This window comes from Haloarcula sp. Atlit-120R (assembly GCF_003665885.1).
Taxonomy (GTDB): Archaea; Halobacteriota; Halobacteria; order Halobacteriales; family Haloarculaceae; genus Haloarcula; species Haloarcula taiwanensis.
Genome location: NZ_QPLN01000001.1, coordinates 1,357,397 through 1,382,554, shown reverse-complemented (window position 1 = coordinate 1,382,554; position 25,158 = coordinate 1,357,397). Strand labels below are relative to the sequence as shown.

Annotated in this window: 21 protein-coding genes; 16 read left to right on the top strand and 5 right to left on the bottom strand. The window is 66.9% G+C overall.

Features of this window, described 5'->3' with window-relative positions; translation table 11 throughout:
- Window positions 1-29 precede the first annotated feature (29 nt).
- The gene (locus DVK01_RS07165) at window positions 30-2,399 is read right to left on the bottom strand and encodes a DEAD/DEAH box helicase (RefSeq protein ID WP_101351384.1); all 2,370 of its coding nucleotides are present in this window, start codon (window positions 2,397-2,399) and stop codon (window positions 30-32) included.
- Between the two features lie 184 nt (window positions 2,400-2,583).
- Here DVK01_RS07165 and DVK01_RS07160 point away from each other — a divergent pair, with 184 nt between their 5' ends.
- Both DVK01_RS07160 and lipA read left to right on the top strand, forming a co-directional pair.
- Window positions 2,584-3,417 carry a bifunctional 2-polyprenyl-6-hydroxyphenol methylase/3-demethylubiquinol 3-O-methyltransferase UbiG gene (locus DVK01_RS07160; protein WP_121536118.1) on the top strand — a complete coding sequence of 278 codons (834 nt, stop codon included), beginning with the start codon at window positions 2,584-2,586 and terminating at the stop codon, window positions 3,415-3,417.
- A 25-nt stretch (window positions 3,418-3,442) separates the two neighbouring features.
- Window positions 3,443-4,498 (top strand): lipoyl synthase, encoded by a 1,056-nt coding sequence (lipA, locus tag DVK01_RS07155; RefSeq protein WP_255410205.1) that lies wholly within the window; start codon window positions 3,443-3,445, stop codon window positions 4,496-4,498.
- A gap of 6 nt (window positions 4,499-4,504) precedes the next feature.
- Here the strand turns inward: lipA and DVK01_RS07150 are convergent, their stop codons facing one another.
- The 3 genes from DVK01_RS07150 to DVK01_RS07140 all read right to left on the bottom strand — a co-directional run bounded on the left by DVK01_RS07150 (window position 4,505) and on the right by DVK01_RS07140 (window position 8,394).
- Window positions 4,505-6,394, bottom strand: a complete 1,890-nt coding sequence (locus DVK01_RS07150; RefSeq protein ID WP_101349007.1) for an archaea-specific SMC-related protein — start codon at window positions 6,392-6,394, stop codon at window positions 4,505-4,507.
- Window positions 6,395-6,600: 206 nt separating this feature from the next.
- Window positions 6,601-7,233, bottom strand: coding sequence for a rod-determining factor RdfA (rdfA, locus tag DVK01_RS07145; protein ID WP_101349006.1), 633 nt, complete (start codon window positions 7,231-7,233; stop codon window positions 6,601-6,603).
- A 33-nt stretch (window positions 7,234-7,266) separates the two neighbouring features.
- Window positions 7,267-8,394: a sensor histidine kinase KdpD gene (locus tag DVK01_RS07140; RefSeq protein WP_121536114.1), complete on the bottom strand. Its 1,128-nt coding sequence runs from the start codon at window positions 8,392-8,394 to the stop codon at window positions 7,267-7,269.
- A 238-nt stretch (window positions 8,395-8,632) separates the two neighbouring features.
- Here DVK01_RS07140 and DVK01_RS07135 point away from each other — a divergent pair, with 238 nt between their 5' ends.
- The 14 genes from DVK01_RS07135 to DVK01_RS07070 all read left to right on the top strand — a co-directional run bounded on the left by DVK01_RS07135 (window position 8,633) and on the right by DVK01_RS07070 (window position 22,376).
- On the top strand, window positions 8,633-9,490 hold the full coding sequence (locus DVK01_RS07135) for a hypothetical protein (protein WP_121536112.1): 858 nt from the start codon (window positions 8,633-8,635) through the stop codon (window positions 9,488-9,490).
- Window positions 9,491-9,496: 6 nt separating this feature from the next.
- Window positions 9,497-11,242 (top strand): ABC transporter ATP-binding protein, encoded by a 1,746-nt coding sequence (locus tag DVK01_RS07130; RefSeq protein WP_121536110.1) that lies wholly within the window; start codon window positions 9,497-9,499, stop codon window positions 11,240-11,242.
- Complete coding sequence (locus tag DVK01_RS07125; protein WP_121536108.1) at window positions 11,239-12,048, top strand: energy-coupling factor transporter transmembrane protein EcfT; 810 nt, start codon at window positions 11,239-11,241, stop codon at window positions 12,046-12,048. The genes DVK01_RS07130 and DVK01_RS07125 overlap by 4 nt, the downstream gene beginning before the upstream one ends.
- A 131-nt stretch (window positions 12,049-12,179) precedes the next feature.
- Window positions 12,180-12,929: a 2-phosphosulfolactate phosphatase gene (locus DVK01_RS07120; RefSeq protein ID WP_121536106.1), complete on the top strand. Its 750-nt coding sequence runs from the start codon at window positions 12,180-12,182 to the stop codon at window positions 12,927-12,929.
- 3 nt (window positions 12,930-12,932) lie between these two features.
- Window positions 12,933-13,703, top strand: a complete 771-nt coding sequence (locus DVK01_RS07115; protein WP_121536104.1) for a PHP domain-containing protein — start codon at window positions 12,933-12,935, stop codon at window positions 13,701-13,703.
- Between the two features lie 279 nt (window positions 13,704-13,982).
- A complete protein-coding gene (gene pdhA, locus DVK01_RS07110) occupies window positions 13,983-15,089 on the top strand; it encodes a pyruvate dehydrogenase (acetyl-transferring) E1 component subunit alpha (protein ID WP_101348999.1) in 1,107 nt (368 codons plus the stop codon).
- The gene (locus DVK01_RS07105) at window positions 15,086-16,084 is read left to right on the top strand and encodes an alpha-ketoacid dehydrogenase subunit beta (protein ID WP_101348998.1); all 999 of its coding nucleotides are present in this window, start codon (window positions 15,086-15,088) and stop codon (window positions 16,082-16,084) included. The genes pdhA and DVK01_RS07105 overlap by 4 nt, the downstream gene beginning before the upstream one ends.
- 3 nt (window positions 16,085-16,087) lie before the next feature.
- Window positions 16,088-17,728, top strand: a complete 1,641-nt coding sequence (locus DVK01_RS07100) for a dihydrolipoamide acetyltransferase family protein (protein ID WP_121536102.1) — start codon at window positions 16,088-16,090, stop codon at window positions 17,726-17,728.
- A 143-nt stretch (window positions 17,729-17,871) separates the two neighbouring features.
- On the top strand, window positions 17,872-18,180 hold the full coding sequence (locus tag DVK01_RS07095; RefSeq protein WP_121512080.1) for a hypothetical protein: 309 nt from the start codon (window positions 17,872-17,874) through the stop codon (window positions 18,178-18,180).
- Window positions 18,181-18,219: 39 nt separating this feature from the next.
- Window positions 18,220-19,638, top strand: coding sequence for a dihydrolipoyl dehydrogenase (gene lpdA / locus DVK01_RS07090; RefSeq protein WP_121536100.1), 1,419 nt, complete (start codon window positions 18,220-18,222; stop codon window positions 19,636-19,638).
- Between the two features lie 142 nt (window positions 19,639-19,780).
- Window positions 19,781-20,410 carry a hypothetical protein gene (locus tag DVK01_RS07085; RefSeq protein ID WP_101348995.1) on the top strand — a complete coding sequence of 210 codons (630 nt, stop codon included), beginning with the start codon at window positions 19,781-19,783 and terminating at the stop codon, window positions 20,408-20,410.
- A gap of 225 nt (window positions 20,411-20,635) precedes the next feature.
- Window positions 20,636-21,451, top strand: a complete 816-nt coding sequence (gene pheA, locus DVK01_RS07080; protein ID WP_101348994.1) for a prephenate dehydratase — start codon at window positions 20,636-20,638, stop codon at window positions 21,449-21,451.
- Between the two features lie 62 nt (window positions 21,452-21,513).
- A complete protein-coding gene (locus DVK01_RS07075) occupies window positions 21,514-21,921 on the top strand; it encodes an Hsp20/alpha crystallin family protein (protein ID WP_101348993.1) in 408 nt (135 codons plus the stop codon).
- Window positions 21,922-21,923: 2 nt separating this feature from the next.
- The gene (locus DVK01_RS07070) at window positions 21,924-22,376 is read left to right on the top strand and encodes a peroxiredoxin (protein WP_101348992.1); all 453 of its coding nucleotides are present in this window, start codon (window positions 21,924-21,926) and stop codon (window positions 22,374-22,376) included.
- 32 nt (window positions 22,377-22,408) lie between these two features.
- Here the strand turns inward: DVK01_RS07070 and leuS are convergent, their stop codons facing one another.
- Entirely contained in the window at window positions 22,409-25,084 is a 2,676-nt protein-coding gene (gene leuS, locus DVK01_RS07065; protein WP_121536098.1) for a leucine--tRNA ligase, read from the bottom strand.
- Window positions 25,085-25,158 lie beyond the last annotated feature (74 nt).

The following is a 25,158-nucleotide window of genomic DNA, read 5'->3' as shown; positions in this document are numbered from 1 at the left end:
GTGTTTCAGAGCAGGAGTCGAAACGGCGATTACCGAACGAGAACTGACCGGGTTTCGGTTATCGTCGGGAGCGGCAACGCGGGGAACGCGACCTCGACGGTGAACGTGAGTTCGTCCGCGTCCGCGCCGAAGACGGCCACCGGAAGCGTCGCTTCACCGAGATACGACGGTTTGGCGGTCATCTCACGCCCGTTGACAGTGACCCGCAGGCCCGCACGGGCACTGCCACCAGTGTTTTTCACCGTCACCTCCCGCATATCGTTGTCACCGGGCGCGATGGTCTCGGGGAACTCACCCCAGTCGATGGAGACAACAGGGAGGTCCCGGGCGTTGGCCAGCACTTGCTCGGCGACGCCTTCGGAGAGTCCGGCACGGACGAGGCCGTCTTCGCCGGCTTCGACCACCTCGGCGGGCGAGGACAGGCCCGCGGCGGCGAGCTTGCCCGCGCGACCGCTGCCGACACCGTCGATGGCGGTCAGCCCCACCGCATCGGCACTGATGCCGTGTTCAACGCGGGCCTCGACCCGGCAGGCCAGGTTCGCGTAGCGAGCCGGCCCGAGCGTGTCGACGAACTCCCGCATCGCCGCGAGCAGGCGCAGGGCGTTCTGGCGGATGACCCACGCGTCGCTTTTGAGTTCGGTCGGCGTCGTCCCGGTCATGCCCGAGCGGAGGATGGCAAGCACCTTCCGCTGGCCGGCGTCGAGACTGTCGTCGACACTGTCTCCCAGCACCGCGTGGACAGCGTCCTCCTCGTCGGAGCGGGCGCTGACGCTGTCGAACTCCGTCGCGCCGGCCACCGCGGTCAGCAGGTCGTCCGCGTCAACAGAGACAGCGGAATCCGGGTCCGCGGCGTCCTGACACCGTTCGGCGACATCAGCGAACCGGCGTGCGGTCGACAGCCGGAGGTAGAACTTCGAGGCGAGCTGGCCGAGTCGCGTCGGCTCGACGTTGAGGCCGTCCTGCTCGACGAAGCCCTCGTCGACAAGCGCCGAGAGCGTATCGCTGACCCGGTTTCGGAGATCGCTGCCGGCGTCATATTCGTCGGGGGCCGACTGCGAGCGGGCGTAGTAAAACGTGGTCCCGAGCCACTCCATTACGTCGTCCACGTCGTCGATGGTGCCGAGCGCGATTTCGGCGTTCAGGTGGGCGTCGAGTTCGGCCGCCAGCCGGGACTCGATCTCCTTGCCGTCACGGAGCAGGCGGCGGTACTTGTCGGCGTCCGAACGGTCACAGACGACCCAGGCGTAGCCCATGTCGTCGTAGCCGGGCCGGCCCGCGCGGCCGAGCATCTGAAGCACGTCGAGCGGGCTCATGTCGACCTCGCCCTCCAGCGGGTCGTGGAGTTTGGTGTCGCGGATGACGACACAGCGGGCGGGGAGGTTCACGCCCCAGGCCAGCGTCGACGTCGAGAACAGCAGTTGTATCTTCCCCTCCTTGAACCACTGCTCGACGCGGTTCTTGTCCTCACGCGCGAGGCCGGCGTGGTGGAAGCCGACGCCGTCGAGCACGGACTGGCGGAGCGTGTCGTTCGAGAGGTCCGCGGCGTCGTTGTGGAAGTCGTAGTCTCCGCGTGCGCCCATCGGAATATCTCGCTCGACAATTTCGTCGCGGGCCTTCTTCGCGGCCTGGACGGTATCCTGCCGCGAGGAGACGAACACGAGCGCCTGACCCTCCTCGCGGATGTGTGGCTCGGCGAGGTCCAGCGCCCGGTAGAGCCGGCGGTACTTGTCGGCGAAGGCGTTCTCGCCGTGGGAATACGTCTTCACGTCGGCGTTGAGTGGGACCGGGCGGTACTTTTCACCGAAGGCGAAGGTGGTCTCGTCGGGAGCGTCTAGCCAGTCAGCCACGTCGTCGATGTTCGGCATCGTCGCCGACAGCGCCACGACACGCGGGTCACAGAGCCGGCGCAGGCGCGAGACGGTGACTTCGAGCACCGCCCCGCGACGGTCCGAGTCCAGCAGGTGGACCTCGTCGATGACACAGCAGTCCACGTCAGTGATAAAGGAGTAGCGGCTGGTCTCGTGTTTCCGGGTGGCCGAGTCGGCCTTCTCCGGCGTCATCACGAGGATGTCGGCCCGCTCGGCGCGGCGGGGGTTCAGGTCCCGCTCGCCGGTGACGACGTAGACGGAGTAGCCCAGGTCCTCGAACCGTTCCCACTCGCTCTCTTTCTCGTTGGTGAGCGCACGCAACGGCGCGAGAAAGAGCGCGGTCCCGTCCTCGGCGAGGGTCTTGCAGATGGCCAGTTCCGCCAGCGCGGTCTTCCCGCTGGCCGTCGGCGCGCTGACGACGACGTTGTCGTCGCGGTTCAGCAGGGCCGGCAGGGCCGCCGACTGCATCCGGTTGAACTCCTCGAAGGGGAAGGCGTCGGCAAACTCGGGGAGCACCTCCGCGACCGCCACAGTCGGCTCGCTGTCGGTTCGGGATGGCACGTCACAGTCGCAGTTCCGCGACGGCAAAGGCGTTTCTATGGGGGAACCGAAGTGTGGGAGAAGATATAGTTCCGGAGCCATTGCGTAGCTGCCCGCTGTGAGCGCCTCACACGCCTGCCCAAAGATTAACCCGGCCGGCTGACAGTGCGCAAGCGTGCCCCTCAGCGACCCCGAAGACTACTACGACGAGAACGACGAGAGCGAGTGGGACCGTCTGGCGGCCACGCTACACGGGCAGTTAGAGTGGACGGGGACCGTCGAACAGCTCGAAGCGACCCTCCCCGACACGGGACGCGTCCTCGACGTGGGCGGCGGCGCTGGTCGGTACGCCGTCTGGCTGGCCGAACAAGGGTACGATGTCACGCTCGTCGACCCCAGCGAGGGCCAGCGGGCTCTCGCACAGAAGAAGATCGCCGAGCACGGGCACGAGGAGCGGGTGACCGTCAGGGCGGGGGACGTACGCGACCTCGAGTTCGACCGGGACGCATTCGACGCGACGCTGTGTCTGGGTGGGCCGCTCTCGCACGTGCTCGACGCCGACGGACGCGTGGCTGCCGTGCAGGAGCTTATGCGGGTGACAAAAGCTGCGTGTCCAGTGTTTGCATCCGTTATGGGGCGGCTCAATTGGCTGGTGCTCTCGCTGGTTGGCGGGTCGGACCACCTTGTCCATGCGGCCGAACTGGCCGAAACGGGCGATTACGACCGTCCGTTCGTGGCGCAACTCGGTCACGACGCGGCGTTCACCGAGACCCATTTTTTCCGTGCCGACGAGTTCGAGGCGCTGCTAGAGGCGGGCGGAGCAACCGTCGAGACGCTGGTCGGGCTGGAAGGGCTGGCGTCGGTACTTGCCGCCGCCCCGCTCCGGGGAACCGCTGACGAGCTGTCAGCGCGCGAGCGGGCCGGTGTCCGAGCGCTCGTCGACGAACTCCGGACGGACCGGACCGCCGTCGACATGTCCGCACACATGCTTGCCGTCTGTCGGGCATGAGCCGGCAACGCGGACAGCAAAGTGAGTGCTCGGAAGTACGCCGCCGACCACCGTTTCGATCCGGTTGCCGGACCAGTCGATTGTCGTTCACACGCTATACGGGAGACCGCGTGAGCCCCGCACGTTTTTCACCGGGCGAACCGAACTCCGGATAATGAGTCGTTCGCGCAAGCCTGACTGGCTGAAGATGCGGCCACCGTCGGGCGAGCGGTTCACCGATATCAAGCAGACGCTCCGGGATCGAAACCTCAACACGGTCTGTGAGGAGGCTAACTGCCCCAACCTCGGGGAGTGCTGGAGCGGGCGCGACGGACCGGGGACAGCCACGTTCATGCTGATGGGCGACCGCTGTTCGCGGGGCTGTAACTTCTGTGACGTGGAGACGGGCGGGATGGAGCCGTTGGACCCTGACGAGCCACAACAGGTGGCCGACGCTGTCGCGGATATCGGGCTGGACTACGTAGTACTGACGAGTGTCGACCGCGACGACTTGCCCGACCAGGGCGCGGGCCACTTCGCCGAGACGATCCGGGCCATCAAAGAGCGTGACCCGTCAATCCTCGTCGAGTGTCTCATCCCCGATTTTCAGGGTGAGCCGGACCTCGTCCGGAAGATTATAGACGCCGACCCGGACGTCATCGCCCACAACATCGAGACGGTCGACCGCCTCCAGTGGCCGGTCCGGGACCGTCGGGCGGGCTACGAGCAGTCCCTCTCGGTGCTCCGGCAGGTCGACCGAGAGAGCGACGTGTACACGAAGACCAGCCTGATGCTTGGCGTCGGCGAGTACGCCCACGAGGTGTACCAGACGCTGTCGGACCTCCGGCAGGCCGGCGTCGACGTGGTGACGTTCGGCCAGTACCTCCAGCCCTCCCGCTCGCACCTCGAAGTCTCGGAGTACGTCCACCCGGACGCCTTCGACACCTGGCGGCAGGTCGCTGAGGAGGAGTTCGACTTCCTGTACTGCGCTTCGGGGCCGATGGTCCGCTCGTCGTACCGGGCGGGCGAACTGTTCGTCGAGAGCGTCCTGCGCGACGGCGACGACCCCGCCGAGGCCCGCGAGAGGGCGCGGAGCGCCTGACCGCCGTCAGACGTTTCGAATCCGGTGGTAGGAGTCCGGGAGCGCCTGCGCGTCCTCGGGGAGGAGCGCGACGACGAGGAAGTCCGTGTATGGCCTGACGTACCCCACCAGGTCGCTGATTCGCTCCGAGTCGATGGCTTCCAGCGAGTCCAGCAGCATGAACGGGACCGTCTCGTACACCTCGTGGACGAGGTAGCCGGCGAGGGCGAACACCAGCCCCGTGACCTCGCGCTCGGACTCGCTGAGGTGCTCAATGACGTCCTCGTAGGTCGTTCCGTCGTCGGTCCGGCGGACGATGTGGAGGACGAACTCGCTCTCGGGGAGCCCGGTCCCCGACCCGTCTTCCTCGGGCTGTCGTTCGATCCAGATGCGGGCGAGCCGCGAGTAGTCGAGGACGTCCAGCACCTGGCTCATGTGGTCGTTGAACTCCGCGACCGCGGCCCGTTCGAGGCGTTCGATATGCCCCCGAAGCGACGCTATCTCCGCGTCGATGTCGTCCCGCCGAGCGACGAGGTCCTCGCGCTGGTCGAGTTCGCGCTGCAGGGCGTCGATGTCCTCGGCGACGGTCGCCCGGTCGGACCGGAGCTGTTCGAGTTCGAACTCCAGGCGGTTGACGGCGCGGTGTCGGTCGAGCGTGTCGGACTGGGCCGGCGCGTCGGGGCCGCCGACCGACTCCCGGACCGCCTCGACCTCGCTCCGGAGGTCCTCACGGCGCTGTTGAAGTTCCTCGACGCGGCGGGCGCGGTCGTCGCGTTCGGCCGTGAGTTCGTCCAGCCGGTTTTCGAGGTCCTCGCGCTGGCGCTTGCTCTCCCGGAGCTCCGCCTGTCGGTCGAGCAGCGCGTCGATGCGCTCGCTGACCGCGGCGCGTTCCTCGCGGCGCTCCGACTGGAGCGTCCGGAGCTGGTCGACCGTCCGCTCGATGTCGGCGGGGTCGACGGCCGACCCGCAGGTCCAGCAGACGACCCCGTCGGACTCCGACCGGTCCGCGGTCGGCGGCCGTGGAATCGAGCGGTCGTCGCCCTCGAGCAGGCGCTCGTTGAACTGGATGGTCTGTTGGAGCTCCGTGATGTCGGAGTCGAGGCGCTGTTTCCGCTCACGGCAGTCGGACAGCTCGGACGCCACCGCGTCCAGTTCCTCTTCGGGGGCCGCCGGGAGGTCCGAGAGCGACCGTTCGAGGTCCGCACACTCCTCGCGGACGGCGTCGAGGCTGTCCCGTTCCGCTTCGAGTTCGAACTCGACCTGGTCGAGTTCCGTCGTCAGGTCCTGCAGCGTCTCGAGCCGGTCGGTCGGGTCGCCGTCGGCCGCGGTCGTCCGGTCGAGGTCCCGGCGCGCCGCCTCCAGGTCGGCCTCGGTCGACTCGATTTCCGCGTCGAGTTCGTCCCGGCGCGCCCGCAGGTCCGGCAGGTCCGACTCCAGCGACGACAGTTCCTCGAGCCGCCGACCGATTTCCCGGCGTTCCGAGCGCAGAGACTCGATGTCGCGCTGGATAGACTCGGTGTCGACCGGCCGCATGAGGACGTCACGGAGGGCCGCGTCCTCGGTGACGGCCTGTCGCGCCTCGTTTGATTCCAGCAGGAACGCGAACAGTTCGGCGACGGTCACGTCCGCGTCGAGGTACGGCGACCCGTCGAACGTGACCGCGCCGTCCTCGCGCGTGAGCGTGCGCGTGTACGACTCGCCACGGAGGGTGAGTTCCACCGAGCCCGCCGCCGCGTCGCTTTTCAGCGACGGCGCTTCGCTGCCCAGCGCGGCCATCAGGCCCTGGAGGAGCGAGGTCCGGTTCGTCGCGTTCCGTCCCGTGAGAATCGAGACGCCGGCAGCGAGCGTCACCTCGGTCGATTCGATACCGCCGACGTTCTCGACGTGCAGTTCCGCCGTCTCGGAGGACGGAGCCATGCGTCAGCCCAGGCGCGAACCGCTGAAAGTCGTTTCCGTCCGAGCGGCAAACCCGTTACAGCCGTACGACTGGAACGGGTTTCGCGGACTCGTCGAAACAGCCGGACGTGCAGCCAGTCGCCGGTCCGGCCGAGGCCCGCAAATCCTGTTACAGCCGTACGTGTGGAACGGGTTTCGAGTCAGCGGCGAAATCACCCGACGGCGACCTACTGGCAGTCACAGCCGCCCCGCGAGAGCAGGTCGTGGAGTTCGTACTGCGCGTCGCAGGTCGGGCAGTGGACCTGCACGTCGACGTACACGTCGGCGTCGTCGACGGTGAGTTCGCCCGCGTTCGAGAGGTCTTGGACGGTCCCCTCGGTGACGCGTTCGAGTCGGCCGACGAGCCTGTCGAGGCTCCGCTTCCGGCGGTCGAGGGCGTCACCGTCGTCAGCCCGCTCCGACGGCGGCGTCACTCCGCGACAGGAGGTGAGATACGAGCGGACGGCGCGGTGCGAGACGAAGTCGGAGCGGAGGGCGTCGACGTCGAGGCCGCTCCGGCGGAGGCGGTGGCGGGCCTTGGTGCGCGCGCCGGTCGACGCCTCGTCGTCCGTGAGCAGGCGGTACAGGTTCGCCGCTTCGCCGTCGAGCGGGGCCTCGTTCTCCGCGGCGAGGGCCGCCTCGACGAGGCGATGGTTGAACTCGGTCGCCAGTTCGCGGAGGCTGGCCCCCGCGTCGCCGTCGGCGGTCCAGCGGCGTTCGAGGGTCGCGCCCACGCCGTCCAGGTCGTACTCGTCGATGAGCCTGCTGACCTTGTTCTCGGGCCCCCGCTTCGACCCGCTCGTCGCGTCGGTGTCGGTCACAGCCGAGGGTACGGCAAGCGAACACTAAACCGTTTAGCGAGGCGAGCGTGCGTCCACCGGGTCGAAATCGGGGAGCGGGCCGCTGCTGGCGACCCGCAACACGACGGTGAAGACGGCACCCCCGGTCTCGGCGTCGGCGACCCGAACGTCGCCGCCGAACTCCGCGACGAGAGTCTTGACGAGATAGAGCCCGAACCCGGAGGTCGGCGGCCCGTCGCCGGACTCGGTCCTGGCGAAGACGGCGTCTTTCCGGTCGTCGGGAATCCCCGGCCCGTTGTCGGCGACGCGGACGTGGACGGCGTCGCCGACCCGCTCGGCGCTGACGCGGACTGTCGGCGTCGCCGCGTCGTTGTGTTCGACGGCGTTCGTCAGGAGGTTCCGGAAGACGGCGGGGAGCATGCTGTGGGCGACCACGTCGACGCGGGGGAGCGAGCCGTCGATTTCGACCCGCGCGCCGTCGTACCGGGCCCGTAGCTTCTCGACCTCGCCCTCGATGGTCGGGGCCAGCGACCGCCGTTCGAGGTCGACCGTCTCGGCCGTCGTCAGCGCGTCCGTGAACTCCTCGGTGGTCTCGGTCAGGTCGATGATGCCGTTCGCGGCGGCAACGATTCGGCCGAGGCGGTCGTCGGCATCGGCCCCCGCCTCGCGCTGGAGCACCGAGGCCCACCCCCGGATGACCATCGTGTCGTTCCGGACGTCGTTCCTGAGAAGGCGGTTCAGCACCTCCAGCTGGTCGGTCCGGGACTGGAGTTCCTGTTCTCGCTCCCGGCGAGCGACCGTCCAGCGGTAGATGCCGACGACCAGCAGGACGGTGCCGACCGCCTGCGCGCCGTTCTCGAACAGGAGCCCGTAGGCGTTCGGGGGGCTGACGAACTCGTCCAGGAAGTCCGTCAGCGCGAACAGGTGGAAGACGGTGAGCCCGCCCATCAGCGGGCGGTACAGTCGCCGCTCCGGAATGCGCTGGACGACGAAGACGGCCGCGAGGAGCGCGAGCACGACCGCGCCCTCGCCGACGACGTCGGGGAGCGCGTGGGCGGTCTCCCAGGGCCAGAGGAGCAACTGGACGAGGACGTACAGCGCGGACCCGGCGACGACGGCGCAGGCGGGCCAGTAGGTGTCGGCGAAGGTCTCCCAGTCACTCCCGTCCGAGAGCGGACGCATCGTCGTATCGTCCTCGAAGCGGCCATCTAAGGGTGACTATGAGCACTCTATCGACGACATTGGAATATATAGACCGGCTCGTAGCGTACTGCCTGCGCGTGGCGAGCGACGGAGTGCCGAGAGCAATTGTTCGAACGTATCGCCATATAGACGTATACAGAGCTGTTGTCGACCAATAGCTATCAGAGTACTATTATAAGCGTTCAAATAGGGAACCAGATGTCGGTTGGGCTGAAGCATGAGCGCAACGTCGACCGCGTCAGAGAGCTGGTTCACGTTCGACAAACAGGACATGATGGTGTTCATCCTCGTCATGTCCCTCACGGGGTTGCAAAACGCCGTGACAGAGATACTCCCGGAGTTCACGCTGGGGCCGCTCGAACTCGGGGTCGGTGAGTTCGTCTTCATCCCCGTCGTCCTGGTCCTCCTCTTTCGGACCTACTGGGCGGCGCTCGCCGTCCCGGTCGGCGAAATCGTGTTCGGCGAAATCCTGCTGGGCGAGTTCGACGGGCTCGGGGCGATGGAGGGGCTCCTCCTGATTCCGGTCTGTTACTACTTCGCCGCGAAGCTCCTGCAGGACCCGGAGAACACGACTCAACTCGCCCTCGTCGTGTTCCTCGCGGAGGGCTTAGAGGAGTTCTTCGCGATGTTCATCGACATCGGCAAGGTGTACGTCGGCGTCGAGGAACTGGAGGCCGTCCCCGGGCTCCCCGAGAGCATCCTCGTGCTGGAGGCCGTCGACCTCGTCACGCAGATGGTCATCACCGGCATCGTCTTCGGCGTCATCCCGGCGCTGTACCTCTACCCGAAGCTCCACGGCAAGGTCGAACCGCTGCTGGGGATGGAGCCCTACGAGGGCGAGCGCGGGGCCTCGATGTGGCGCGGGTTCTCCGCGAAGGCGTTCCTCGCGATGCTTGTGGCCTTCCCGCTGGCGTTCGTCGCCGAAGCGGCCAGCGAGGTCGGCGGCGCGATAAACGTCGTCTGGGAGCCCGAATTCCTGGAGGTGTACGGCCAGACCTTCATCGCGGTCCCCATCGCGGTCTCGGCCGTCGTCGCCGCCGTCGTCTGGTACCGAGCGACCCAGCGGCCGTCCTGAACAGCGATGGACGAAACACACGACGCCGCCATCGTCGTCGACGACCTGTCGTTTCGCTACCCCGGGACCGACGAGAACGTCCTCGACGGGGCCGACGTGACCATCGAGCCGGGCGAGTTCGTCGCCGTCGTCGGCGGGAACGGCTCCGGCAAGACGACCCTCTGTAAGTCGTTCAACGGCATCGTCCCCCACTTCTACGAGGGGACGTTCGACGGGCGCGTCACGGTCGCCGGGCTCGACACCGCGAGCAGTTCGGTCGCCGAACTCTCACAGCACGTCGGCTACGTGTTCCAGGAGTTCGACAATCAGCTGGTCAACCCCACGGTGTTCGAGGAGGTGGCGTTCGCGCCGCTGAATTACGGCCGGGAGGACTACCGCGAGCGGGTCCACCGCACACTCGACCTGCTGGACCTCGACGGGCTCGAAGACCGGTTCATCTGGGAGCTATCGGGCGGTCAGAAGCACCTCGTCGCCCTCGCGGCGGCGCTGTCGCTCGACCCCGAGATACTCGTCGTCGACGAGCCGGCGGCCCAACTGGACCCCGTCAACGCCCGGTCGACCTACGAGCACCTCACCGACCTCAACGCCGACCACGGGAAGACGGTGGTCACCATCGAACACCACACCGAGTTCATCGCGGAGTACTGCGAGAGCGTCGTGCTGGTCGCCGATGGAGCGGTCCAGTGGAAGCTCCCGGTAGAGGACGCGCTGAACAGGCTCGACGACCTCCGGGCACAGGACGTCCACCCGCCGCAGGTGACCCGCGTCGCCGAGCGGGTGTGTGACGGCGACGGGGACCTCCCCGTGACCGTCGCCGACGGCGCGGCGCGGTTCGAAGGGCGGGCGGCCGGCGGCGCGCGAGCAGACGGCGCGGTCGAACCGTCCCCCGCGTCCGCCGCGGCCGACGCCGGGCGGGAGCCGGTCATCTCGCTCACGGACGTGTCCCACAGCTACGAGACGCTCCGCGAAGGGACGCGACAGGCGCTCGACGGCCTCTCGCTGGACCTCTACCCGGACGAGCGGGTCGTCCTCGTCGGAAGCAACGGCGCGGGCAAGTCGACGCTGCTGCGCCTCGTCACCGGCATCGAGCGCGCCGACGCGGGCGAGGTGACCGTCGACGGCGTCGACGCCGGGGCGGCGCTGCCGGAGACGCTCGCCGAGGACGTGGTGTACGTTCACCAGAACCCCGAGGAGATGTTCATCGAGGACGAGGTGCGCGCCGACGTGGCCCACTACCTCCGCGACCGTGGGTACCCGGACGTGGACCAGCGGGTCGACGACGTGATAGAGTTCCTCGACCTCGACGCGCTCCAGCACCGCGACGGCCGCCTGCTGAGCGTCGGCCAGCAACGGCGCGCCTCGCTGGCCATCGGGCTGGCGACGGACCCCTCTATCGTCCTGCTCGACGAGCCGACGGGGAGCCTGGACCTGGCGAGTCGGGCGGAGGTCGGGCGGACCATCGACCGGGCGGGCCAGCGCGTCGAGACGGTCGTCGTCGCGACCCACGACCTCGAACTGGCGGCGTCGTGGGCGACCCGCGTCGTCGTCCTCGACGAGGGCCGGGTCATCGCCGACGGACCGCCGGAGACGGTCTTTTCGGACGCCGAGACGCTGGAACGGGCGAGCCTGCGACCACCGCAGGTCGTCCGGCTGAGCGAGCGCCTCGGGCTCTCGCCCGCGCCGTTGACCGTGGAAGACCTCGCGAGTCGGCTTGAAACCGCCGAGAGCGCCGCCGCGGAGGCCGAGCGATGACGTACCTCGACGGGCTCCGGGACGCCACCTCGGTCGACGCCATCAAGAACGACCTGCTGAAGACGGCCTACGAGAACGAGGGGTCGTTCCTGCACCGACTGGACCCCCGCGTGCTGTTGCTGTGGTACGTCGTCTTCCTGTTCGTCCCGTGGCTGTTCTACGACGTGGGGGTCCTGCTGGCCCTGCTGGCGTTCGTCTCGCTGCTCGCGTACGCCTCCCGGGTGAGCCTCTTTCTGGTCGCGCTGATGGCGTTTACCGTCGCCTCGACGCTGGCGTCGTACGCCGTCGTGACCGCGTTCACGGGCGACCCGCTGGCCGCGATACGGGCGCTGATTCCGTTCACGCTGAAACTGACCATCATCTCGGTGTCGAGCCTGGCCGTCTTCTCCAGCATGGGGCCGAAGACGCTCGCGCGGGGACTTCGGAGCCTCGGCATCCCCCGGCAGTTCACGTTCCTCATCACGTACGGCTACCGGATGCTGCCGGTGCTGTTCGAGGAGTACCACGACCTCGTCAACGCCTATCGGCTCCGCAGCGCCGCGCCGGAGTCGCCGGGCCGCTTCCGGTGGCGACACTACGCCTACCTGCTGAAAACGTCGATGCGGGCGTTCTATCCGATGATATTCAACGTCGCGAAGCGCAGCCGGGTCACCGTCGAAGCGATGGAGACGCGGGGGTTCTCACACTCCCTGCACGACGAGGCGAGCAAGGAACTGCAGTTGGCCGACATGCGGGTCCGGCCCCGCGACGTCGGGTTCTTCGCCGGGTCGCTGGCCGTGGTCGCAGTCATCGCCATCGCGCTGTGAGCGCGGCCGCCAGCGTCCGGCGCTCCCGACCGGCAGGGACCCCGTCGGCCGAAAAAACGGCTATATAGACGTATGCAGCCTGGTATAGCACTCTTAGTTCGAATTAAATAACGTGGAGAAAACCTGCACATATGCGCTTGGTTTCCGACGGCGAAGACGACCTCGAAGCGGAACTGCTGGAGACGATGATTCCGGCGCGGGCACAGATTCCCGACGACCCCGAGCCGGGCAACTACGTCGTCGTCGACGTGGCCCAGTTCTCGACGACGGTCCCCGAACTGTTCGCCAACGGGGCGGAGTACATCTACATCACCGAAGAGCGAGGCAACGAGCCCGACTTCAAGGCCGAACACCCCCGCGCGAAAATCGGCGGCAGTTCCGGGCCGAACTACGAGGGCGAGGAAGGCTACGACTTCTTCAACTCGCCGAGCTTCGTCCAGGACGTGGACGTGGCCGGCCGACCGACGGCGATGACCTCGACCAACGGCGGCAACGCGGTCACCGACCTCCGGCTCGCGGGCGGCGACGACGTCGACGTGTACGTCGGCGGTCTGACCAACGGCAAGGCCGTCGCCGAACACCTCAGGGACAGCGACCGCCGGGCGTACTTCGTCGGCGCGGGGTCGAACGGCAAGCCCTCTCCCGAGGATCTCGCGGGGGGGCTGTACATCGCGCGACACCTCCACGAGCGTCCGCCGACAGAAGAACAGCGCGCGGTGTTCCGCGAGATGGTCACGTTCGGGAAGGGGCCGAAGTACGAGCGAAAGCCCCAGGTCAAGCGGACCGACCTCTACGAGTACACCCTCGACTTCGACAGCCGCGAGGTCGTCCCGAAGCTCGTCGACCAGCGCCTGGTCGACGTGAGCGACGGCGGCGAGTGAGCGATGGACGCCGACGGACACGCCCACACGACGTTCTCCGACGGGTCGGCGCTCGGCGACATGGTCGCGGCCGCCGAGGCCGCCGGGCTCGACGCGCTCGGGCTCACGGACCACTGCATCGTGACCGACGACCCGTTCGGGCGGCGCGAGCGCTACGACCTCGTCGAGACGTACGCCGACCGGCGGGCGGTCATCGACGAAGCGCGAGCGGGGACCGACCTGCGGCTGTACGACGCCGCCGAGGTGAGCTACGTTGAGGGCGACGAGGCCCGTATCGGGGCGTTCCTCGACCGTGCCGAGTTCGCCTACACCATCGGCAGCGTCCACTTCGCGGGGCCGTACGACTACACCAGCGCCAGCCAGTACGCCGACCTCGACGGCGCGGACCGGCGCGCGGCGGTCGAGCGGTACTACGACGCCGTCGTCTCGCTCGTGGAGTCGGAGCTGTTCGAGGTGCTCGGTCACCTTGACCTCCCCGAGCGGATGGGGGCGCTCCGGCGGTACACCACCCGCGAGGACTACGAGCGCGTCGCCGCGGCGCTCGCGGACTCGCGGACGGTCCCCGAACTAAACGCGGGCCGGGTCCACCGCTCGCTGGGCCGGGTCCACCCCGACCCGGCGGTCCTCGACGTGTTCCGCGAGGCCGGCGTCGAGTTCGTCCTCGGTACCGACAGCCACGCGCCGGCGGAACTCCGCGAGCGCGTCCCCGTTCTGCGCGACGCGGTCAGGGACGCGGGGCTAGAGCCGCTCCCGCTGGGGACGCTCGTGGACTGAGCCGAAACATCGGACCGGCCTATCCCGGCGGCTGGTCGGCCCTGCGAGCGACGAGTACGGCAGACACCGGGTTCGACGCGTCGTCGGTCCGGGCCCACACCGACTGATACATCCGAGTTATCGGTGATAAATTTTCCAGAATTAAAGATGCCTTAGAACATCTGAAGCGCCCATATAGTCAGTAATACCCACGTCGGATATATTTTTCAGCGCCGCGAAAGCTCTAAACGTAGTGCGAGTGAACAGTCGGCGTATGCCACTTCGAGGGAGGCGGTTTCTATGAGTGTCCTCCAGCGCGACCCAGCGGACAGGGTACAGATTCTCGACGAAGACGGAACAGTAGTCGACGGCGCAACCGTCCCAGACCTCTCGGACGACGAACTGGTTGAGATGTACCGGTATCTCAAACTCGGCCGGCACTTCGACCAGCGGGCGGTGAGTTTGCAACGGCAGGGCCGGATGGGAACCTACCCCCCGATGTCTGGACAGGAGGCCTCGCAGGTCGGCAGCGCCTTCGCGCTGCGAGACGGCGACTGGGCCTTCCCGAGCTACCGAGAACATCTCGCGATGTACGTCAAGGGATGGCCCCTGGCCGACGACCTGTTGTACTGGATGGGGTCTGAGTCGGGTAATTCGCCGCCGGAGGACGTGCAGGCGTTTTCCTTTGCAGTCCCAATTGCGACGCAGATTCCGCACGCAACCGGGGCCGCGTGGGCATCGAAACTCAAGGGCGATGACACCGCTGTCCTCGTGTACTTCGGGGACGGTGCGACCTCCGAGGGCGACTTCCACGAAGGCCTGAACTTCGCGGGCGTGTTCGACGTTCCAGCGGTGTTTTTCTGTAACAACAATCAGTGGGCGATTTCGGTGCCGCGGGAGCGCCAGACCGCCAGCGAGACGCTCGCACAGAAGGCCAACGCCTACGGTTTCGACGGCGTGCAGGTCGACGGCATGGACCCGCTGGCGGTGTATCAGGTGACTCGGGAGGCCGTCGAGAAGGCGCACGACCCGCCCGGGGACGGGCTCCGCCCGACGATGATCGAGGCGGTGCAGTACCGCTTTGGCGCACACACGACTGCCGACGACCCGTCAGTGTACCGCGACGACAGCGAGGTCGAACGCTGGAAGCAGAAAGACCCTATCCCGCGGATGGAGACGTTCCTCCGGGACCGGGGCCTGCTTGACGACGAACGGGTCGACGCTATCGACGAATCGGTTCAGGATGAGGTGGCCACAGCCATCGACGAGGCCGAGGCGACCGAGCGACCGAAACCGGAGGAGATGTTCGCGGACGTGTACGCGGAGATGCCACAGCGACTCGAACAGCAGCTAACCTACCTCGAAGAACTGCGCGAGCGACACGGCGACGAGGTGCTACTGGAATGAGTACACAGGACGCAGCGACACAGAGTTTGACGCTCGTACAGGCCGTCCGTGACGGGCTCTACGGCGAGATGGAACGGAACGAAGACGTGGTCGTGATGGGGGAAGACGTCGGGAAGAACGGCGGCGTCTTCCGGGCGACACAGGGCCTGCATGAGGAGTTCGGTGACGACCGAGTCATCGACACGCCGCTCGCGGAGGCCGGTATCGTCGGGACGGCCATCGGCATGGCCGCCTACGGGCTCCGGCCGGTTCCGGAGATGCAGTTCTCAGGGTTCATGTACCCCGCATTCGACCAGATTGTCAGCCACGCCGCCCGGCTTCGGAACAGGAGCCGCGGCCGATACAACTGCCCGCTTACTGTCCGCGCACCGTACGGCGGTGGCATCCGCGCGCCGGAACACCACTCCGAATCCAAGGAAGCGTTTTACGTTCACGAGGCGGGGCTGAAGGTGGTCGTCCCGTCGACGCCGAAGGAGACAAAGGGGCTGCTGACGGCGGCTATCCGGGACCCGGACCCTGTCATCTTCCTCGAACCGAAGCTTATCTATCGGTCGTTCCGCGAGGAGGTCCCCGACGACCCATACACGGTTGAGTTGGGTGAAGCGAAGACCCGCCGTGAGGGAAGCGACGTGTCCGTGTTCACCTGGGGCGCGATGACCCGGCCGACGGTCGAAGCTGCCGAAGAACTGGCCGAGGAGGGCATCGACGCCGAAGTGATCGACCTGCGAACGCTGTCGCCGATGGACACCGACGCCATCGTCGAGTCGTTCAAGAAGACCGGGCGAGCGGCCGTCGTTCACGAAGCCCCCAAGACCGGCGGGCTGGCCGGCGAAATCATCGCCACGATTCAGGAGGAAGTCCTGCTGTATCAGGAGGCCCCTGTGACCCGGGTGACCGGCTTCGACGTGCCGTACCCGCTGTACGCGCTGGAGGACTACTACCTCCCCGAACCCGCCCGCATCAAAGACGGTATCAGAGAGGCAGTGGAGTTCTGACGCATGTTCGAGTTCAATCTCCCGGACCTCGGGGAAGGGGTCGCAGAGGGTGAGGTGCTGACCTGGCACGTCTCGCCGGGCGACGCCGTCACCGAGGATCAGGTCCTCGCGGAGGTAGAAACCGATAAAGCCGCCGTCGACGTGCCGTCGCCGGTCGACGGCGTCGTACGGGAACTGCACGCCGAAGTCGGCGAGATGGTACAGACCGGTGAGGTGCTCGTCACTATCGAGGAAGCGGGCGACGGCGAATCGGCTGACGCGGCGGCTGGGGGTACGGATGAGGCTGAATCGGCGGGTGCCGACACAGCACAGGCCGATAGCGGTGCGGGCGAAGCCACAGCGGCCGATGCACCGGACCAGTCGGACGCAACCACGGCCGACGGTCGCGTGTTCGCCTCGCCGAGCGTGCGCCGGCTCGCCCGTGAGAAAGGGGTCGACATCGCGGCCGTCGACGGGAGCGGGCCGGGCGGCCGCGTCACCGAGGGAGATGTCGAGGCGGCCACGGCATCAGCCGGCGAGACGGCTGGCAGTGACGACGGTCCGACGTCGGTTGTCTCGAAGGCGTCGGACGACGGGGACGGCCCGACCGCAGTAGTTTCGCAGGTCGACGATACGGGCGATACAGGCGACGGGGATGCTGTCAAGTCAGCCGTCAGAAGTGTCTCCGGGGACGGACAGGAGGCCGCCAGCCGCGACCAGACGCTGGCGACGCCGGCCACCAGAAAGGCCGCCCGCGAACTCGGCGTGAACATCGACGCCGTCCCGACTGACCAGACGCGGGACGGCCAGCCCTACGTCGACGAATCGGCCGTTCGGACGTACGCGGAGACCCAGCAGGCCGCACAGGCAGCCGATGCCGAAGCTGTCAGTGCCGAAGGTGGCGCGGCAGGGACGGCAGCCGAGGCGGGCGGCACTGGGGCCGACGCGACGGCCGTCGAGACAGGCGACGGCGAACGCCGCGAACCGTACCGTGGCGTCCGTCGGTCCATCGGCGAACAGATGGCTCGGTCCCGGAGAGAGGTGCCCCACGCGACCCACCACGACCAGGTCGTCGTGTCTGGCCTCGTCGAGGCCCGTGAGCGGCTCGCCCCACTCGCCGAAGAACGTGATGTCACCCTGACGTACACGCCCTTCGTGGTGAAATGCGTCGCCGCGGCGCTGGACCAGCACCCGGTGCTCAACACCGCGCTTGACACCGAAAACGAGGAAATCGTCTACAGAGACGTCCACAACATCGGCGTGGCGGCAGCGACCGACCACGGACTGGTCGTGCCGGTCGTCGACGACGTGGACGGGAAGGGGCTGGTCGAACTCGCAGACGAGATCAACGACCTCGTCGGACGGGCCCGAGAGCGGGACATCGAGCGGTCGGAGATGCAGGGCGGGACGTTCACCGTCACGAACTTCGGAGCCATCGGCGGCGAGTACGCCAGCCCGATCATCAACGTCCCCGAGACGGCGATTCTCGGTATCGGAGCGCTGAAAGAGCGGCCGGTGGCCGAAGACGGCGAGGTCGTCGCGAAACCCACGCTCCCACTCTCGCTGGCAATCGACCACCGCGTCATCGACGGGGCCGACGCGGCGCGCTTCGTCAACACGCTCAAGGAGTATCTGGCGGACCCAACGCGACTCCTGCTGGAGTAGCTGCCGGGTCGCAACGGAAAACCAGACAGGTCACAGGACAGACACGATTCGTGCTGCCCGCCACGCGAGACACATGAATCTGGTACGGATTAGCCGCGCTGTTTGTGCTGGTTCCGGGCTGTGCCGCCCTCTCCCGACTAGGAATGGCGCTGGTCGTTTCGTCGGGGTCAGTCAGTGATGGGAATCTCGGGACGTTTCTCGGCGCGTTTGCCCTGACCGTCCTCGCCAGTTGGGCGAGTGTACTGTTCAGCCTGCTTCTCACGGTCGGCCTCTTTTTCTACAGTCGACAGCTCCGGCAGACTGACCGAGACTGGTCCCCGACACCGCTGTCTGCGCTCGCCGGCATCGTCCACGCTGTCGGAACAACACTGTTCGCGACGTTTGTGGTGTCGGTGCCGGTCGTCGGCTACTACCTGTATCGGCGGCGGAGGCGAGACACGTCACCAAGGTGAAGGGCGATAGCTTTTCACGGACCCGGACAAGGCACCGCTATGGTCGTCGGAGATGTCACTACGGGAACGGAACTGCTTGTTATCGGCGGCGGTCCGGGCGGCTACGTTGCCGCCATCCGGGGCGCACAACTGGGACTGGACACGACGCTCGTTGAGCGGGACGCCTACGGCGGGACCTGTCTGAACCACGGCTGTATCCCCTCGAAAGCACTCATCTCGGCCTCGGACGTCGCCCACGATGCCCGGCAGGCCGAGGAGATGGGCGTGTTCGCGGACCCGGCCGTCGACATGGCCGGGATGACAGAGTGGAAGGACGGCGTCGTCACACGGCTGACACGAGGCGTCGAATCGCTGTGCAAGAACGCCGGCGTCAATCTGATCGAGGGCACTGCCGAGTTCGTCGACGACGGGACGGTCCGAGTCGCTCACGGCGGCGAGGGGCAGGGCTCGGAGTCGCTGTCGTTCGAACACGCCATCGTTGCGACGGGAAGCCGACCGATGGCGGTCCCGGGCTTCGAGTTCGACGGGGAACACATCCTCTCTTCGAAAGACGCGCTCGCACTCGAATCGGTCCCCGAGAAGCTGCTGGTCGTCGGCGCGGGCTACATCGGCATGGAGCTTTCGACGGTGTTCGCAAAGCTTGGCGCCGAGGTCACCGTCGTCGAGATGCTCGATGACGTGTTGCCCGGCTACGAGGACGATATCGCGGCGGTCGTCCGCGACCGCGCCGAGGAGCTGGGGATCGATTTCAACTTCGGCGAGGCGGCCGACGACTGGGACGAGACAGAGGAGGGCATTCGCGTCCAGACCGTCGACGAAGACGACGCGGTCACCGAGTACAACGCCGAGAAATGTCTCGTCGCGGTCGGCCGCGAGCCGGTCACGGAGACGCTCGCGCTGGAGAACATCGACCTCCAGACGGACGAGAACGGCGTCATTCCGACCGACGACCAGTGCCGAACGGCGTTCGAGTCGGTGTTCGCAGTCGGCGACGTGGCCGGCGAGCCGATGCTCGCTCACAAGGCAATGGCAGAGGGTGAGGTTGCTGCGAGAGCCGCCGCCGGCGAACCGGCCGCGTTCGATCATCAGGCGATTCCCGCCGCGGTGTTTACCGACCCTGAAATCGCGACCGTCGGTATGACTGAGTCGGAGGCCGAGGCGGCGGGCTTCGAGCCAGTCATCGGACAGATGCCGATACGGGCCAACGGCCGTGCACTCACCGTCAACGAGAGGGAAGGCTTCGTCCGCGTCGTCGCCGACGCCGACGAGGAGTTCCTGCTCGGGGCACAGATTGTCGGTCCGGAGGCGTCGGAACTCATCGCGGAACTCGGGTTGGGCATCGAAATGGGCGCGCGGCTTGAGGACATTGCTGGGACGATCCACACGCACCCGACGCTCTCCGAAGCGGTCCACGAGGCGGCCGCGGCGGCACGCGGCGAGGCGGTCCATACGCGCTAAGACCGTTCTGGACGGGGCCACCAGAGGGTGATTTAAACACAACTCTGGAGCGGTTTACCGACAGCAAGTCTGAATCTTGCACCGTGCAAAAGGGTTATATGGTGGATTGAGTAAACTGTCGGTGAATAGGAACCGGTAAGATATGTCTACTGATTCACAACCCGACGACACCATCGCCAAAGCGATCATCTCGGGGTCGACGTATGAACGACTCCGCTACGAACGGCACTCGTATCTCAGACAGACTGTCCCGCGAACGCTGGCGCTCCAGAGCGCCCTTCTTGGCGCGCTAGCGCTGTTACTGCCGATTTACGGGCTGTATCCGGACAGCACCGCGGCGTTTCTCCCGGCAGTTGACCCCGCCGTTGCTTCGCCGAAGGTGCTGTTGCTTGGACTGTTCGGCGGATTCTTGCAGGTGTTCGGTGCGACGTTGCTCGTCGGGTCAGTCCTCTACCGCGTTCGGCTCGCCCCGCTGACCGAGCGACAGGCACACGCGGCGCTCAACGCCGAGGACTTCGCCCGCTACGTCGGTCTCGGAACCGGCGGACTGGCTATCGCGCTCTCGCTTTGCCTGTTCGCCGTGGGGCTGGGCGGCGGCGAGATGGTGTCGTCGTACATCGCGGCGATGGGTCGGAACCCGTTCGTCGCCTCCGGGTTCGGCGTCTCAGTCGCGGGCGTCTCGCTGTTCGCCTTCGTCGCCAGTGTCGCGGTCTTTTACGCCTCGCGGTATCTCCTCGTTCACCTCGCCCTGTTCCACCGCGGCGGCGAGTGAGCGCTCGACATGGGGTTCGACACCCGTTGCAGTGACGAGCGGAGCTGGCGGGCTGTTTTCAGGCGTTCGGACGGCTGTGTTCAACCTCGAACAGAACTGGCCGCAAGCGCTATCGACCTCACTGACGAGGAACTAGCGCGGTTGTCCTGACCCACGGGAGACGGCGGCGGAACAGCGCTTGCCGATGACCACCGTTCTTTTGGTTCCTACCGCTGTACCCCGGGTATGACCACTGTTACCCTGGGTCCTGAGGGGACCTACTCCCACCGCGCCGCACAGGCAGTCACCGACGACGAGATCGACTTCTCCGAGTCGGTAACCGCCATCGTCGAGGCCGTCGCCAGCGGCGAGGCCGAGCGCGGCGTCGTTCCCGTCGAGAATAGCATCGAAGGCTCCGTCACCGAGTCGCTGGACGCCTTCGCGGAGTACGACATCGCCGTCGTCGAGGAAATCATCACGCCCATCCGTCACGCCCTGCTCGCACAGGACGACTCCTTCTCGTTGGTGGCCAGCCACGCACAGGCGCTTGCCCAGTGTCGCGGCTGGCTCGACGAGCACTACCCCGGCGTCAATGTCGAGGCCGTCGCGTCGACCGCCCGCGGCGTCGAACGCGCCCGAGACGACACAGACATCGCCGCTATCGGCCACCCGGAAAACGCAACCAACGGCACTGAACTGAACGTGCTCGCCGAAGACATTCAGGACCGATCGTCGAACGCGACCCGCTTCGTCGTCGTCGCCCCGAAAAGCGAGCGCAGCGAGGCCGGCGGCAAGAGTTCCTTCATTGTCTATCCCGACGTCGACTACCCCGGCCTATTGCTCGAGCTGCTGGAGCCGTTCGCCGACCGCGATATCAACCTCACCCGCGTCGAGTCCCGCCCCAGCGGCGAGCGGCTGGGCGATTACGTCTTCCACATCGACATCTCGGCCGGGCTCTACGAGCAGCGCACCCAGGATGCCCTCGCCGACATCGAGGCCATCGCCGAGAAGGGGTGGGTCCGCCGGCTCGGGTCCTACGACTCCAAGACGGTCGTCAACTGAGCCACCAGTCATCCACCAGCCCCGCTTCAAGGGTTAAGTCCCGGGGCTGTGTACCCCCACGTATGTCTGATCGCGATCCGTTCAGTGAGATTGAGCGCGCGTTCGATATGCTCGGCGAGCAGTTCGGCGTCGACATGGGCGCTGTCCCGGTCGACGTTCTCGACGAGGGCGACGCCTTCGTCGTCAGTGCAGACCTCCCCGGCTTCGACAGTGCGGACATTGAGGTCCAACTCGTCGAAGACCGGAAGCTCACCATCAGCGCCACGTCGAGTCAGGAACGGGAGTCGACCGACGGCCAGTACGTCCAGCGCGAACGCCGCCAGCAGTCGCTGAGCCGGTCGGTTCACCTCCCCGAAGCCGTCGACGACGAGGAGACCACTGCGAGCTACGACAACGGCGTCCTCACGGTACGGCTGGCGAAGGTCGTCCACAGCGAGGACGACGACGGAACGGATATCCCGGTAAACTGACGATGGTGCTCGACCCCGGCACGGACGTGCCGACGATTAGAGCGACGAACCAGCACGGCGACGCGGTCCAGCCGGGCTTCGAGGAGCCGACGGTGCTGTATTTTTACCCGGCCGACAACACCCCCGGCTGCACGACAGAAGCAAATCAGTTCGAGGCGCACGCGGAGCGGTTTATCGAGGCCGGCGTCGAGCTGTACGGCGTCTCGACGGACAGCGTCGAGAGCCACCGTGACTTTGCTGAAGCCACCGACATCAGTTTCGACCTGCTGGCGGACCCCGATGGACGACTGTCCGAAGCGTTCGACGTGCCGCTCGTCGACGGCCGAGCACAGCGGACGACGTACGTCATCGCGCGGGAGCAGGTCGTCGCCGTCTACGAGCGGGTCGGCCCCGACGGGCACGCGGCGAGCGTTTTCGAAGACCTCGTCGATACCGGGCTTGTCAGGGCCGAGTAAGCCGCGGCAGGCGAAAATCGGCCGGCCGCAGGCTACTCTTCGATGTCGATGGCCGGGCGGCCAGGACCGGCTTTGCCGACGAGGTCCGAGGCGGCCTCCTCGGGGCCCTGAACGACGACCTCGGCTCCGAACTCCCGTTCGACGAGCCACGCAGCCCGTTCGAGCGCCGTCTGTTCACGCTCGGGCGGCAGTTGCTCGTCAAGCGACTGCGCCCGGCCTGCGATTTCCTTGGCGAAGTCCGCGGCCGCCTCGCCCTGTTCGCGCAGTTCCTCGTCCTGCATGACCGTTCCGACAACGTTGCCGTCGGCATTGCGGGCGAGGTCGAGCACGCGGTGTTTCCACTGCGGTGCGACCGCGAGCGTGATGGTCTGGGGGTCCTCGATGCCGACGGTGTCAACGATGTCGCGGACGTCCTCGCGGGTGTTCTCGACCAGTTGCCGCTCCGTCTCGTAGTCGTCAGGGGCCTCGGCCGCCGGCCACTCGGCCTCGGCGATGAGACCGTCGCGGTCCAGTTCCGCCCACATCTCCTCGGCGGCGTGGGGGGCGACCGGGGCGAGCAGTTTCGCCGCCGTCGCCAGCCCGCGCTCGAAGGTGTCGGCGTCGGGAGTGGTCGCCTCCTGGTACCGGCGCAGCAGTGACACCAGTTCCCGTACGGCCTGTAGCGCGTGGTTGAACCGGAAGTCCTCGAACTCCGCCGTCGCGTTCGCGGCGGTGGCGTCGATTTCACGGGCGACGTAGTCGGCGATGTCGCCGGCGTCGCCTGTGTCAACCTCGCCCTCAGAATACTCCGAGACCAGCGTGTACACGTTCTGGAGGAAACTGTGGGCCGACTGGACGCCCTCGGGGCTCCAGGCGAACTCCTTCTCGGGCTGGGCGGCCTCCATGATGAACAACCGGGCCGTATCGGCCCCGTACTCCTCGATGATGCGCTGTGGCGAGACGCCGTTGCCGAGGCTCTTTGACATCTTGTTGCCGTCCTCGCCCAGCACCATCCCCTGGTTCGTGAGGTTCGTAAAGGGCTCGCGGACGCCGTCGACCATGTCGAGATCGTCGAGCACCTTCGTGAAGAAGCGGGCGTACAGCAGGTGCATGACGGCGTGTTCGATGCCGCCAACGTACTGGTCGACGGGCATCCAGTCGCTCGCCCGCTCGGCGTCGAAGGGCGCGTCGTCGAGGTCCGGCGAGGTGTAGCGCAGGAAGTACCACGAGGAGTCGACGAACGTGTCCATCGTGTCCGTCTCCCGCACCGCGTCGGCCCCACAGTCGGGGCAGTCGACCTGCTTCCACTCCTCGGCGGCGTCGAGCGGATTGCCGGTGGTGTGGACGAACTCCGGCAGTTCGACGGGCAGGTCCTCGTCGGGGACCTCGACGTAGCCGCAGTCGTCGCAGTGAATCATCGGGATGGGCGTGCCCCAGTACCGCTGGCGCGAGATGCCCCAGTCTCTGAGGTTGTACTCCGTGCGGTGCTCACCGTCGAACTCGGAGACGAAGCGGTCGCGCGCCTCCTCGCTGGTGAGGCCGTCGAACTCGCCGCTGTTGACGAGGACGCCGTCCTCGGTGTAGGCCGCTTCCTGCACGTCGATGTCGTCAGGGTCGGCGTCCGCGTCTTCGGTCGGCTCGACGACCTGCACGATGTCGATGTCGTGAGCCTCGGCGAACTCGTGGTCGCGCTCGTCGTGGGCCGGCACGGCGTACAGCGCGCCCGTCCCAACGTCGGTCAGGACGTAGTCGGCGACGTAGACGGGAATCTCCTCGCCGGTGGCGGGATTGGTCGCGTACTCGCCGGTGAACACGCCGGAGGTCACGTCGAGGTCGTCCTCGTCTGCGTCCTCGGCCATCTCGATGTACTCGGCGACTTCCTCGTTGTCCGCGGCGATTTCCTGAGCGACGGGGTGGCCAGGGGCAAGCGAGAAGAAGGTCGCCCCGTGGATGGTGTCCAGCCGCGTGGTGAAGATGTCCACGTCGCCGTAGTCGCCGACCTCGAAGGCGACGCTCGCGCCCTCCTGTTTGCCGATCCAGTTGCGCTGCATCTCCCGGACGTTGTTCGGCCAGCCGTCCAGATCGTCTAAGTCTTCCAGCAGTTCCTCGGCGTAGTCGGTGATGGTGAAGAACCACTGGTCCATCTCGCGGGCCTCGATGGGGGTGTCACACCGCCAGCAGAGCTCGTCCTCGCCCTCGACCTGCTCGTCCGCGAGGACGGTCTCACAGGAGGGACACCAGTTCAGTTCAGCGGCCTGTCGCTCGACGAGCCCTTCCTCGCGGAACTGCTTGAACAACCACTGGTTCCACTGGTAGTACTCGGGCTCGCAGGTGGCGAGTTCGCGCTCCCAGTCGTAGCCAAAGCCCATCTCCGTGAGTTGCTCGCGCATCGAGTCGATGCACTGCATCGTCCAGTCACGGGGGTTGGTGTCCCGTTCCTCGGCGGCGTTCTCGGCGGGCAGGCCGAAGGAGTCCCACCCCATCGGGTGGAGGACGCTCTCGCCGCGCATCCGCTCGAAGCGGGCGTAGGCGTCCGTGATGGTGTAGTTCCGGACGTGACCCATGTGTAGCTCGCCGGAGGTGTAGGGGAACATCGCCAGGACGTACTCCGGGTCGGTCTCGTCGTCGTCGATGCGGAACACGTCGGCCTCGTCCCACGTGCGCTGCCACCGGGGCTCGACCTCGGTGTGGTCAAAGCCCCGCTCGCGTTCCTCGCCGGTCGTGGTCATGATATCGGAACATCCGATAGCGACGGTGCTATACCTTTCCCTTCGGGAGACCGGACGGCCGCCACGGGCGACGC